This is a genomic window from Streptomyces sp. DSM 118878 (assembly GCF_052936595.1).
This window is the reverse complement of the sequence record NZ_CP193622.1, coordinates 4,628,681-4,641,737: the sequence shown is the minus strand read 5'-3', so window position 1 is coordinate 4,641,737 and position 13,057 is coordinate 4,628,681. Positions and strand designations below refer to the sequence as shown.

Annotated in this window: 9 protein-coding genes and 2 tRNA genes; 3 read left to right on the top strand and 8 right to left on the bottom strand. The window is 72.8% G+C overall.

Annotation, left to right across the window (positions count from 1 at the left end):
• The first annotated feature begins 88 nt into the window (after positions 1-88).
• Entirely contained in the window at positions 89-625 is a 537-nt protein-coding gene (locus tag ACRAKF_RS20615) for an NUDIX hydrolase (RefSeq protein WP_447038662.1), read from the top strand.
• Between the two features lie 31 nt (positions 626-656).
• Here the strand turns inward: ACRAKF_RS20615 and ACRAKF_RS20610 are convergent, their stop codons facing one another.
• The 3 genes from ACRAKF_RS20610 to ACRAKF_RS20600 all read right to left on the bottom strand — a co-directional run bounded on the left by ACRAKF_RS20610 (position 657) and on the right by ACRAKF_RS20600 (position 1,957).
• Complete coding sequence (locus tag ACRAKF_RS20610; protein WP_447042076.1) at positions 657-1,364, bottom strand: NADPH-dependent F420 reductase; 708 nt, start codon at positions 1,362-1,364, stop codon at positions 657-659.
• A gap of 169 nt (positions 1,365-1,533) precedes the next feature.
• Positions 1,534-1,606, bottom strand: a tRNA-Arg gene (locus tag ACRAKF_RS20605).
• Positions 1,607-1,866: 260 nt separating this feature from the next.
• Positions 1,867-1,957 (bottom strand) — tRNA-Ser (locus ACRAKF_RS20600).
• Between the two features lie 226 nt (positions 1,958-2,183).
• Between ACRAKF_RS20600 and ACRAKF_RS20595 the strand changes: the two genes are divergently transcribed.
• On the top strand, positions 2,184-2,627 hold the full coding sequence (locus ACRAKF_RS20595; protein ID WP_447038660.1) for an SSI family serine proteinase inhibitor: 444 nt from the start codon (positions 2,184-2,186) through the stop codon (positions 2,625-2,627).
• A 230-nt stretch (positions 2,628-2,857) separates the two neighbouring features.
• Positions 2,858-7,726, top strand: coding sequence for a PAS domain-containing protein (locus ACRAKF_RS20590; protein WP_447038658.1), 4,869 nt, complete (start codon positions 2,858-2,860; stop codon positions 7,724-7,726).
• A gap of 34 nt (positions 7,727-7,760) precedes the next feature.
• Here the strand turns inward: ACRAKF_RS20590 and ACRAKF_RS20585 are convergent, their stop codons facing one another.
• The 5 genes from ACRAKF_RS20585 to ACRAKF_RS20565 all read right to left on the bottom strand — a co-directional run bounded on the left by ACRAKF_RS20585 (position 7,761) and on the right by ACRAKF_RS20565 (position 13,029).
• On the bottom strand, positions 7,761-9,431 hold the full coding sequence (locus ACRAKF_RS20585; protein ID WP_447038656.1) for a long-chain fatty acid--CoA ligase: 1,671 nt from the start codon (positions 9,429-9,431) through the stop codon (positions 7,761-7,763).
• A gap of 99 nt (positions 9,432-9,530) precedes the next feature.
• Positions 9,531-10,112, bottom strand: coding sequence for a SigE family RNA polymerase sigma factor (locus ACRAKF_RS20580; RefSeq protein ID WP_447038655.1), 582 nt, complete (start codon positions 10,110-10,112; stop codon positions 9,531-9,533).
• 184 nt (positions 10,113-10,296) lie between these two features.
• Positions 10,297-11,385, bottom strand: coding sequence for a DUF1906 domain-containing protein (locus tag ACRAKF_RS20575; protein ID WP_447038653.1), 1,089 nt, complete (start codon positions 11,383-11,385; stop codon positions 10,297-10,299).
• 67 nt (positions 11,386-11,452) lie between these two features.
• Entirely contained in the window at positions 11,453-12,619 is a 1,167-nt protein-coding gene (locus ACRAKF_RS20570; RefSeq protein WP_447038651.1) for a lipid-transfer protein, read from the bottom strand.
• Positions 12,616-13,029, bottom strand: coding sequence for an acyl dehydratase (locus ACRAKF_RS20565; RefSeq protein WP_447038650.1), 414 nt, complete (start codon positions 13,027-13,029; stop codon positions 12,616-12,618). The genes ACRAKF_RS20570 and ACRAKF_RS20565 overlap by 4 nt, the downstream gene beginning before the upstream one ends.
• Positions 13,030-13,057: the final 28 nt, after the last annotated feature.

The following is a 13,057-nucleotide window of genomic DNA, read 5'->3' as shown; positions in this document are numbered from 1 at the left end:
TCCGGCCACCCCGAACCAGTTATATGCGGACCAGCTAAAGGGCACCGGCCGCCGCGGTGCCGAAAGCCGATCGAGAAGGGCCGCAACGATGCAGTGGAAAATCCACAGGGAACGTCCGATCTACGAGAGCAGTTGGGTGAACCTGTGCTGCCTCACCGACGTCGAGACCCCGGACGGCAGCCGCTGGGAGCACCACGTCGTCAAGCTCCGGCGGCTGGCCGTGGCCGCCGTGGTCAATGAGCGGCGCGAGGTCCTGATGATGTGGCGGCACCGCTTCATCACCGACACCTGGGCATGGGAGCTGCCGATGGGCCTGATCGAGGAGAGCGAGACGCCGGCCGACGCGGCGGCCCGTGAGGTCCTGGAGGGGACCGGCTGGCGTCCCGGTCCCCTCACGCCACTGATCTACGCCGAGCCGGCCAACAGCATCACCGACTCCCGGCACCACATCTTCCGGGCCGACGGAGCGACGTACGAGGGACCGCCGACCGAGCAGAACGAGTCGGACCGGATCGAGTGGATCCCGCTGACCGACGTGCGAGCCATGATCGACCGTCGCTCCATCGTCAGCAGCGGCTCCCTGGTGGGGCTGCTCGACACACTGATGGACGAGGCACCCCACTGACCTGCCGACGTGGCACTGCCGGGTGCGGGATCTAGGCAGCGGGGCGGGCGACCACGTTGATGTTGAACGTGTGAGAACCCAGACCGCCCGCGATGCCCATGAAGAGTAGGGCGAAATGTTCCTGTCCACGTGCGGTGGTGATGCCGCCGATGTCCAGCTGGGACGAGGCGGGCCAGCCGATGTCGGTGAGCAGTCGGCCGGTGGTCCGTTTGGCTTCGGCGTCGTCACCCGAGAGGAAGACGGTGCTCGGGCCCTCCAGACCGTCCGGGGCAGTCATCACGGTGGAGTCCATGGTGCACAGCGTCTTGACGACGGGGGTCAGGGGGAAGGCTTCCTGGATCTGTTCACTCAGGCTGCTGTTGGGGTGCGAGAGCTCGGTGAAGTCGTCGGAGAGGCCGACCCCGACATCGATCAGCAGGGTGCCGGCCAGCGCCGGTGCCCCGATGGAGTGCAGCAGTTCCACGGAGACGGCCCCCGGGGTGGCGTTGACGAGTACCTCCGCGTGGGCGGCTGTCTCGTTCAGGCTCGCCACGGGGAGACCGAGGTCCGTCCGTTCCTCGGGTCGACGTGAACCGAGGAGCACATCGTGGCCCGCGGCGCTCCAGCCGTGGGCCAGTGCTCGGGCGACGTTTCCGGTGCCAAGTAGTCCTAAGCGCATGGTGGCGACGCTAACTGTTGCCGAGGCGCCGCGGATCGGACCTCGGGTCAGGGTGGCCCGGCACCAAAGACCTAGTTCCATGGTCGCGAACAGGGAGCCGAGAGCCGCCGCCCGCATGCCCACGGAAGTCCTCAGCCACCTGAACCGACCCCCGGCAGACAGTTGCCGTCAATCACTGCCGTCAGACGCTGCCGTCAGACGCAAAAGCCAGAGGCCCCGTGGATTCCTCCACAGGGCCTCTGGTCTGCTGTGCACTCGGCAGGATTCGAACCTGCAACCTTCTGATCCGTAGTCAGATGCTCTATCCGTTAAGCTACGAGTGCTTGTGCTTCCGGGGTTTTTTCTGCCCCGTCGGCGTTGCGAGAACAACATTACATGACCTGCGCCGTGAGGCGAAATCCGATTCCCGCAGCCGCCCTGAGCCCGCCCTGAGCTGGGCAGATACCTCCAGGAGCTCTCCCCGGCAGCGCTTCCAGCAGCTCTCCCCGGCAGCCAGCCGTGGGCCACACCCGCCGGCCCCGGGGTCCGGGTCCGGGAACGACCGAAGCCCCGGTCGCGGACGACCGGGGCTTCGGGCTTGCAGCGGAGGCGGAGGGATTTGAACCCTCGATGGGATTTAAGTCCCAAACCGCATTAGCAGTGCGGCGCCATAGACCGGACTAGGCGACGCCTCCAGCTTGCACACCGCCGCGAGCGCGGGGGTGCGTGCAGATGATGACACAGCCAGGCGGCGTGTCACCAATCGCGGCCTCCACGGTACTAGGAGCGCGCCCCGCAGAGCAAAGCGATTCACCCGGTCCCGCGACGTCCCGCGATGTCCCGCAACGTCCCGCGACGGGCGGCGTTAGAAGAAGCGGTAGAGCCACCCGTGTACCTTCCGCCGACCTCCGTGGAGTTCCCATGCTGCGCCGTCTCCTCCTCACCGCCGCCGCCTCCGCCGCCGCGCTGTCCGCCGTGCCGTCCGCGGCGCAGGCCGCCGCGCACCCCGTGGCCCCGACCGACCGGCTCACCGTCACCGTCACCGACTCGGGGAGCGCCGACGGTACGTACGTACTCGACTGTCATCGCACGGGCGGCACGCACGCGGATGCCGGCACGCACCCGAATGCCGAGAAGGCGTGTGCGCGCCTCGACGAGGTCACGGTCCACGGAAAGGACCCGTTCGCCAAGACGCCGCGCGGCGCGATGTGCACCATGCAGTACGGCGGGCCCGCCACCGCGCGCGTGACGGGGACCTGGCAGGGGCGGCCCGTCGACGCGACGTACGACCGCCGCGACGGCTGCGAGATCTCCCGCTGGAACCACCTCGTCCCCGTGCTCCCCGACACCTCCGGGCGGGCGTGACCTCATGACGTACCGGCGCGTCGGCCGCCCGTCGTGCGAGGGCGGCCGACGACCCCTCCGTGACCTGGCGGTACGGAAAACTCACATGTTCTGCGTGCGACCTCCCTCTCATCCGGCGTCGCGCCCGCAACCACTCCCCGTAGACTCCCTCCCGTGACACGCCACGGACCGAGGGGCAAGATGGTCTGAGCGAGTCGGCAAGCAGCGGTAACCAGGGAGGAAGCGTCGTCGTGAGCAGCAGGCCATCCCGAGGCGCTGCTCGCCTCGCAGCCATACTCGACGCGCTCCCGGACGCCCTGGTGCTCGTCAACGCCAACGGCACCGTGGTGAACGCCAACGCGATCGCCCTTGAGGCGTTCGAAACGCCGGGCACGGCCCTGGTGGGCCGCGGACTGCTCGATCTGCTGCCGGAGTTCGACTCCCGGCTCATCCCCGGGTCCATGCGGCGCCCCGACACCATCGACGACCGCGGCAGGACCAAGCCCACCCGGATGACCGCGCGCCGCACCGACGGCGTCGAGTTCCCCGTCGAGGTGACCAGCTCCCCGCTGGAGGACGGCAGGGACGCGTACGACCAGTACGGATACACCGGCGACGAGCTGCTGATGCTCGTCGTACGGGACCTTTCGGGCACCGTGGACACCGAGGCCGAGCTGGCGCGTTCGCAGCGGCAGACCGAGATGATCCTGCGGGCCGCGGCCGAGGGCGTCGTCGGCACGGACACCGAGGGGCGCGTCGTCCTGGTCAACCCGGCCGCCGCGCAGATACTGGGCTTCCGGGCGAGCGATCTCGGCGGGCAGGAACTGCACCCGCTGGTCCTGCACTCGCGCGCCGACGGCGAGCCGTTCCCGTACGAGGAGTCCCCGCTCGCCGACACCCTGCGCTCCGGGCGCAAGCATCGGGTGCGCGGGCAGGTCCTGTGGTCCAAGAGCGGCGCCCAGGTGCCGGTCGACCTGACGACGTCGCCGGTGCGTGACGGGGACCAACTGGTCGGCGCGGTGATGACGTTCACCGACCGCAGGCCCTACGACGAGCTGGCCGAGAAGCACGAGGCCGCCCTCGCCCGGCACGCGGAGGAGCTGCGTGCCGCCGCCGAGGAGCGCGCGGCCGAGATCAAGGCCGCCGAGGAGCAGCGGGCCGAGGAGCTCGCCGCCGAACAGGAGCGGTACGCGGCGCTCGCCGAGCGCGAGAAGGACCGCTTCGAGGAACTGGCCGAACGCGAGAAGGCGCGGTACGAGGCGCTGTCCGCGCGGCACGAGCAACTGCTCGCCGTCCTCGGCTCCTCGCTGCGCGGTCCCCTGGACGAGCTCCGCCAGGAGCTCGCCGCCCTCGCCTCGGACGACGCGGGCCAGCTCTGGCCCGAGGCCAACCAGGTCCTGCACCACCTCTCCGCCGGGTACGCCCGGATGACCACGCTCGTCGACAACGTCCTCGGCTTCCAGCGCCTCGACGCGGGTGACGAGCGGCTTTCCCGTACGCCCGTCATGCTCGACGCGGTCGTCGCCACCGGTGTGGAGGGCGCGGTCGAGCTGATCGGGCCCGGGCGCGCGCAGTTCGCGGTGCACGCGCCGCCGATCGAGATCACGGTCGACGCGGGGCGGCTCGCCACGGCCGTGGCCCATCTCGTCGCGGACGTGGCCGGAATCGACGCCACCGGCAACACGCGCGCGGGTGTCGCCTCCGGCGCGGCCGGTGGCTACGTCGACTCGACCATCGTCGTGGCCGCCGCGCAGCGGGGCGAGGTCGTCCGCATCGAGGTGCGGGGGCCGTACGCCGGTGGCGATCCGGTGCACGAGCCGATCGTGCGGGGCATCGTGCGGGCGCACGGCGGTGTGTTGCAGACGCACGAGGTGCCGGGCATGAGCGGCAGCGCGTACGTACTCGAAGTGCCGATCGGGGCGGGCTCCACGGAGAGGGCCGTTTCCGTTTCCGGGGCGGGCGCCACGGAGACGTCGGTTTCCGTGGCCGGGGCTCCCGGAGCGGCTGCGGCCGCGCCCGGCGGTGCTGTCGCCGTGCCCGAGCAGGCTACGGGCGGCGGGCGTCGGCGGGCTCGGCGTCCCTCCGTGGACTCCTTCCTGGAGAGCGGCGTCCCGGAAACGGCATCCAGTGGTCCTGCGGCCGGGGCGCCCGCCGCGCCGACCGGTACGGGGCGGCGCAGGGGACGGCGTGCCGCGGAGGCCTCGCCGGACACCCTCGGCGGTTCGGTGACGACCGCTACGGGCGCCGGGCCGGTGACCAGGCCGGGCGGAATCGGTGCGCAGACGCGGGCTTCGGAGACGTCCGGCGGGGCTGCCGGTGCCATGGGTGATGTGGCTGACGGCGCTCCCGGTAACGGTGCTCCCGGTGACGGTGCTCCCGGTGAGGGCGCTTCGGGCGGGACCGGGCGGCGACGTGGGCGGCCCAGTGCCGCCGAGATTTCTCAGGGCGGTACGGGGGCCGCGGGGCCTGCGGGGCCTGCGGGGCCTGCGGGGGCCACTGTGCCTTCCGGCTCGGCGGGCTCCGGCGGTGCCGGCGGCCCCATCGGCTCCGGCGGTTCCGTCGGCTCCGTGGTGACCGCGGCCGAGCATGCCGCCGGGTCCGCCGCGCTGGGTCAGGCGGTGCCGCCGCAGGGCGTGCCCGTGCCCGCGGGCGGTACGGGGCGTCGTGCACGGCGGGGCGGTGAGCAGCACGCGCTGCCCGCGCTCGCCTCGGGTCCTTCGGAGGCGTCCGGCGCCCCCGGTACCGAACTCGCCGCGGTGGAGGCCGCGCACGGCGATGCCGCGCGGCCCACGGGGCGTCGGGCACGGCGTGCGCTGGCCGCGGCCAAGGAGCGTGCGGCGGCCGAGGAGACGAACAGCGGGCGTGTCTTCGCCCTGCCGCCCGCCACAGCCGACCGCGCGCCGGGCCAGGAGCCCGGCGGCCAGGATCTCGCCGGTCAGGAAATCACCGGGCAGGAAATCACCGGGCAGGACACCGGCAGGCAGGACATCGGCGGGCAGGGCGTAGCGGGCCACGCGGGCGTGGACCGGCCTGGGGCCGGTCGGACCGGCGTGGGCCATGCCGTGGTGAACCAAGGCGCCGTCGCGGTGAGCCAGGGAGCCCGGAGTGGCGCTGCCCAGGGGGGTGGCGCTGCCCAGGGGAGTGGCGCTGCCCAGGGAAGTGGCGCTGCCCAGGGTGGTGTCGACCCGAGCGGTCTCGGCCACGCCGTGCTGAACCAGGCGGCGGCCGGCCGTGCCGCGGTCGGCGAGGCTCCGCTGCCCGGCGGGTTCGCGGGCGCCGGGGCACCGGGCCCCCAGCGGTATCCGGGCGCCCGGGGTGAAGGCACCGGGCAGCACGCCGCCGCGGGGCACGTCCCGGGCGACGACCACACTCCGCCGCAGCCGCATCCCTCGCAGGTTCCTACGGGGCGTCGGCACTCCCGGCAGGCCCCCTCGGACCCGGGGGCGACCCAGGGCGGTGCCGCGGGGGCGCCGGTTCCTCCGCGGCAGACCGCTCCTCAGGGCCCGGCGGCCCCGGGCAACCCGGCGGCCACAGGCACCCCCACCGCACCGGCAGCCCCTGCCGCCCCCGCGGCCCCCGGCCCGCTCCCCGACCCGCAGCCGTGGCCCGAGGGCGCCACCCCGGCGGCCGGTGTTCCGGCGCAGGGCGACCCGCGCTCCACGGGCACCCCTGCGCAGGGCACCTCGGCGCAGAGCACCCCGGCGCAGGGAACCCCGGCGCAGGGAACCCCGTACCCCACGGCCACGCCCACGCAAGGCGTTCCGCATCCCACGGGCACCCCGGCGCACGGCGTTCCCGCATCCGCCCCCCAGAGCACCGCTCTGCCGCCGGAGCGCGGTACGCAGGCGCGCGCCGCTCAGCCGCTGCCCGCGGAGTCCGCGCCGGCCGACCCCAACTCGACGCAGGGGCGCGCGTTCAGCGTGCGCACGCTCGGGCAGGGCGTGCCGTTCGGCCGGCAGATCGCCGAGCAGCAGCGCGGCCCGCAGGACGAGGCGGCCGTGCCGGCCCAGGACCGCCGCCCGACGCGCAGCCCACGTATCCCGCAGGCGCCGCAGCCTCCCCTGCCGCCCGAGGCAGGCCCTGAGCAGCCGCAAGGACCTGCCCCGCAGCAGCCTTCGAGCGGTTCCGGGCGTCGGCGCAGGCTGGGCACGCCGCCGGACCCCGCCGCCGACGAGCGCCCCGAGGCTTCGGCGCGCCCGCATCCGCACCCGCAGTCCCACACTTCTGCCCCCGCGCTGCCCCAGTCCCGTATCGCCGCCCCGTCGGAGGGCGCAGGACGTTCGTACGCGATCGGCGCCCCGGACCAGGACGCCGACGAGGGCCCGGAGCCGCTGGACGGTCCCGGCGGCGCGGTCGAGGTCTCCAACCGGCCCCAGCCCCAGCCGATGGACGACGAACTGCCGCCCGAGCCGCTGGACAACCCGCGCCGCCTCCTGGTGTGGCCCGCGCCCGACGTCACCACCCAGCAGGCGCTCAGCGACCGGGGCTACCGCCCCGTGATCGTGCACTCCCGCGAGGAGGTCGACGCGCAGATCGCGGCGTTCCCCGCGGCCCTGTTCGTGGACCCGCTGACCGGACCGATCACCCGCACGGCCCTCCAGTCGCTGCGCCAGGCCGCGGTGGCCGCCGAGGTGCCCGTGCTCGTGACGGCCGGCCTCGGCCAGGCGACGCGGGAGGCGGCGTACGGCGCCGATCCCGCCGTACTCCTGAAGGCCCTCGCGCCCCGCGACAGTGAGCAGCACCCGCCGCGGGTCCTGCTCATCGAGGAGCACGAGGAGATCGCGCTCGCCCTGACCGCCACGCTGGAGCGGCGCGGCATGCAGGTGGCGCGGGCCGCGAGCGACGCGGACGCGGTGACGCTGGCGGCGCAGATGCGGCCGAACCTCGTGGTGATGGACCTGCACCAGGTGCGCCGCCGCAGGGCCGGGATCATCGACTGGCTGCGGGCGAACGGGCGGTTGAACCGCACTCCGCTGGTCGTCTACACCGCCGCCGTCGACGAGACGGAGCTGCCGCGTCTCGCCGCCGGTGAGACGGTGCTCTTCCTCGCGGAGCGTTCGACGAGCACCGAGGTGCAGAGCCGCATCGTGGACCTGCTGGCGAAGATCGGTACGAACTGAGCCACCGGGCCACCGGGCCACGGGGCCCGTGGGGTCAGAGCTGGGTGACGTCCAGTTCCCCGTCGGCGTACTGCCTGCGCAGGACCTTCTTGTCGAACTTGCCGACGCTGGTCTTGGGGACGGCGGCGATGGTGGCCCAGCGCTCGGGGAGCTGCCACTTGGCGACGGTGCCGGCGAGGAAGTCGCGGAGAGCGGCGTAGTCGGCGGTGGCGTCCTCCTTCAGGACGACCGTGGCGAGCGGGCGTTCGCCCCACTTGTCGTCGGGGACGGCCACCACGGCGGCCTCCGCGATGTCGGGGTGGGCCATCAGGGCGTTCTCCAGCTCGACCGACGAGATCCACTCGCCGCCCGACTTGATGACGTCCTTCGCCCGGTCGGTGAGGGTGAGGAAGCCGTCGGAGCTGATCACGCCGACGTCACCGGTCTTCAGCCAGCCGTCCTCGCTGAACTTGTCGTCCGGCCTGAGGCTCTCGCCGCCCGCGCCGCCGTAGTAGGCGCCCGCGATCCAGGGGCCGCGCACCTCCAGCTCACCGGCCGACTCGCCGTCCCAGGGGAGGCGTTCACCGCCGGGGCCGACCAGGCGGGCTTCGACGGACGCGGGGAAGCGGCCCTGGGTGAGCCGGTAGCCGAACTCCTCGTCGGTGCCGATCGCGTGGGCCGGCGGCCGGGCGATCGTGCCGAGCGGTGACGTCTCCGTCATGCCCCAGGCGTGGCAGACCCGCATGCCGAGGCCGTCGAAGGCCTCCATCAGGGACGGCGGGCAGGCCGATCCGCCGATGGTGACCTGACGGAGGGAGCTGACGTCGCGCGGCTTCGCGGTGAGCTCGGCGAGCAGGCCCTGCCAGATGGTGGGGACGGCGGCGGCGTGGGTGGGCCGCTCGGCCTCGATCATCTCGGCGAGCGGTGCGGGCTGGAGGAAGCGGTCCGGCATCAGCATGTTGACGCCGGTCATGAGGGTGGCGTGCGGCAGCCCCCAGGCGTTCACGTGGAACTGCGGGACGACGACCAGGGAGGTGTCCGTGTCGGACAGGCCCATCGACTGGGCCATGTTGACCTGCATGGAGTGCAGGTAGATGGAGCGGTGGGAGTAGACGACGCCCTTGGGGTCACCGGTGGTGCCGGAGGTGTAGCACATGGCGGCGGCCGCGCGTTCGTCCAGCTCGGGCCAGTCGTAGCCGGTGGGCTTCCCGGCGAGCAGCTCCTCGTACTCGTGGACCTGGGCCCGCGCGCCCGCCAGGAGGGAGCGGTCGCCGGGCCCGGAGACCACGATGTGCTCGACGCCCGGCATCTGGGGGAGCAGCGGCGCGAGGAGGCCGAGGAGGGAGCCGTTGACGATGATGACGCGGTCCGCGGCGTGGTCGACGATCCACGTGAGCTGGTCCGCGGGCAGCCGCAGATTGAGGGTGTGCAGGACGGCGCCCATGCAGGGCACGGCGTAATAGGCCTCGACGTGCTCGGCGTTGTTCCACATGAACGTCGCCACGCGCTCGTCGTCCGTGACGCCGAGGTCCTCGCGCAGGGCGTGGGCGAGCTGTGCGGTGCGTTCGCCTATCTCGCGGAAGCTGCGGCGCTGCGGGGCGCCGTCGCCGGTCCAGGTGATGACCTGGGACGTCCCGTGCACGGTCGACCCGTGACGGAGGATGCGGGTGACGGTCAGCGGTACGTCCTGCATCGTGCTCAGCACGGCGTCCTCCTGGGGCGACATTGCCTACGCGGCAGTAGGGGCTGCGCTGATTCTGCGCGCATACCGGTCGGTATGTCACTACTCAAGGGAATGATCGATCATCGGCTCGGCCGTGCGGGGTCAGCGGACCGGGGTGAGCTCCGGGTCGTCGCGGAGTTTGCCGAGGGCGCGCGACACCGCGCTCTTCACCGTGCCGATGGAGACGCCGAGCACCTCCGCGGTCTGGGCCTCGCTGAGGTCCTCGTAGTACCTGAGGACGACCATCGCCCGCTGCCGCGTCGGCAGCTTCATGATCGCCTGCCACATCGCGTCGCGGAGCACCTGCTGCTCGGCCGGGTCCCCGACCGGCGTCACATCGGGCTCCGGCAGCTCGTCGCACGCGAACTCGTCGACCTTGCGCTTGCGCCACTGCGAGGTGCGCGTGTTCAGCAGGGCGCGGCGCACGTAACCGTCGAGCGCGCGATGGTCCTCGATCCGGTCCCACGCCACATACGTCTTGGTCAGAGCGGTCTGGAGCAGGTCCTCGGCATCGCTCGGGTTCGCGGTCAGCGAGCGGGCGGTGCGCAGCAGTACGGGCTGGCGGGCCCGTACGTAGGACGCGAACGACGGGTAGGCGAAGGGCCCCGCGGCCCGTGCCGAACCCGTCCCCCGCGCCGCGGCCTTCGATGCGCTGGTGCACACGGACACCATGGATGCGGTCATGGCTCCACGCTAGAAGCGCCCCCTACTTCAGCGGATCGGCCCCAGGTCCCGAAGCGCTGTCCGCCTCAGGTTGTACGAGTGGGGTCTGCCCCACCTCCTACAGGTGGAGGAGGCGGAGCACACCCCTGAGGGTTCACCCCTGAGAGCCGCCCCGGCGCGCGGGCACCGGGGCCGGCGCGGGCGGCTACCGGAAGCGCGCCACGGGGGCGTGCACCAGGTTGCGGTCGATCAACAGCGTGCGCCCGCCGTGCCGCTCCCTGACGTTCCCCGCGTACTGGTGGATGCGGCGCGCGGGCCGCCAGGCGTTGTCCCCGAGAGCCGGCTCACCGTACAGGCGCGGCGTGGTGCGCCAGCGCGCGAACCACATCACCGACGGGAGGTCCTTCTTGCCCGCCCGCCGGGCCACGTCCATGTGCCGCACGCCGGAGTCGGCGCTGCTGTAGAAGCCGGGCAGGTAGCCGCTCGCGCGCACCGCGCGGTTCCAGGCCTGGATGAAGGCGAGCGTGGTGCGGCCGCACGCCTTCTGCTTGTACGCGTACGCCTCCATGTCCAGGTACAGCGCGCTGCCCGCCTGGATGCCGTACGCCTTGGCCCTGCGGACCGCGTCGCGGCCCTCGTTCTTGCCCTGGGTCGTCGGGTACCGGCCGATGGGTACCCCCTTCTTGTTCTTCGCGCTGACGCAGGGCGACTGCGAGCCCACGTACACCGGAAGGACCCGCCACCCGGCGGCGTGCACCGCGCGCATCCAGCTCCGGCTCAGGTTCGGCTGGTTCTTGCAGGCACGGCCGCGGCCCGCGTAGTAGACGCCGACGGCGCGGTACTTGGAGTTCTTCCAGCGGCGCATGGTGTCGACGGTGGGCGCGATGCAGGTGTCGAATGCGTAGCCACGGAAGGTGGACACCTTGGCCGGCGCCTTGACGGGTGCGTTGTCGGGCTCCTTGACGGGCTCCCTGACCGGCTGCTTGACGGGCTCCTTGGCCGGCTCTGTGGCGGGCGTCTTGGCGGGCGTCTTGGCGGGCGCCGCGGTGGAAGCCGTGGTGGGCGCCGCGGGAGGCTCCGTGGTGGGCGCCTCGGCGGCTGCCGTGGTGGGCGCCTTGCCGGGTGCCGTGGCGGATACGGTGCCGGGTGCCGTGCCGGGTGCCGTGGCGGATGCCGTGGTGTCGGACGCCGCGGCCGTCGCGTCGCTGTCGGTGGGGATGGCCGAGGCGCGCGGCGGGGACGCGGTCATGTCGAGGGAGAGTGCGGCAAGGACCAGGACAAGTCCAATGATCATTTTTCGGAAACGCATACGCCGTAGTGAACGGCCCGGGCCCCGCCACGGCCCGAGGACACGCGCGCGTTCAGCCGTCCGACCCCAATATCAGCCCCGATGTGGGGACACCCGTGCCGGCCGTGACCAGCGTGCGCGCGGCACCTTGAATCTGGTTCACGGATGTGCCGCGCACCTGCCGGACGGCCTCGGCTATGCCGTTCATCCCGTGGAGGTACGCCTCGCCGAGCTGGCCGCCGTGGGTGTTGAGCGGCAGCCGCTCCTCGGCGACGAACCCCGCCGCCTCACCCGGGCCGCAGAACCCGAACTCCTCCAGCTGCGTCAGCACGAACGGCGTGAAGTGGTCGTAGAGGATGCCGACGTCGATGTCGGCCGGCCCGAGCCCCGACGTCCGCCAGAGCTGCGCCGCCACGACGCTCATCTCCGGGAGCCCGGTCAGGTCGTCGCGGTAGAAGCTGGTCATCTGCTCCTGAGCCCGGCCCGCGCCCTGCGCCGCCGCCGTGATCACGGCAGGGGGGTGCGGCAGATCGCGGGCCCGTTCGACGCTGGTCACGACGATCGCCTGGCCGCCGTCCGTCTCCTGGCAGCAGTCCAGGAGCCGCAGGGGTTCGACGATCCAGCGGGAGGCGGCGTGGTCCGCGAGGGTGATCGGCTTCCCGTGGAAGTACGCCGCCGGGTTGGTCGCCGCGTACTTCCTGTCCGTCACCGCCACGGGTCCGAAGGCGTCCGGCGTGAGCCCGTACGCGTGGAGATAGCGCTGGGCCGCCATCGCCACCCAGGAGGCGGGGGTCAGCAGGCCGAACGGCAGGGCCCAGCCGAGCGCGGCTCCCTCGGCGGACGCCTCGCGCCGCTGCACCCCGGAGCCGAACCTCCGCCCCGAGCGCTCATTGAACGCCCGGTAGCAGACCACGACTTCGGCCACGCCCGACGCCACCGCGAGCGCCGCCTGCTGCACGGTGGCGCAGGCCGCGCCGCCGCCATAGTGGACGCGGGAGAAGAAGGACAGCTCGCCGATGCCCGCCGCCTGGGCCACCGTGATCTCCGGGCTGGTGTCCATGGTGAAGGTGACCATGCCGTCGACGTCGGCGGGAGCGAGCCCCGCGTCGTCGAGCGCCGCCCGCACGGCCTCCACCGCCAGCTTCAGCTCACTGCGCCCGGAGTCCTTGGAGAACTCCGTCGCCCCGATGCCGGCGATCGCCGCCCTGCCGCCGAGGCTGTCGCGCGTACGGACACTCATGCGGCGCCTCCCGCCGGGGCCGGGACGGTCACGGTCACGGTGCCGGTGACGTGTCTGCCGATGCCGTTGGCCCCGACGACCCTGACGGTGGCCGTCTCGCCCGCGGGCGATGCGTCGACCCGCTCGACGACGCCGGTCAGGACCATGGTGTCGCCGGGGTGATTGGGCGCGCCGAGCCGTATCGCCACCTTGCGCAGGATCGCCGTGGGGCCGAAGTGGTCGGTGATGTAGCGGCCGACGAGACCGTTCGTCGTCAGGATGTTCATGAAGATGTCGGGCGATCCCTTCGCCCGCGCGAGCTCCGCGTCGTGGTGCACGTCCTGGTAGTCGCGGGAGGCGATGGCCCCGGCGACGATCAGGGTGCGCGTGATCGGCACCTTCAGTGGCGGCAGCGCCTCACCTGGCCTCATACGACCCTTCCCGCCGGCGGCTCCACCG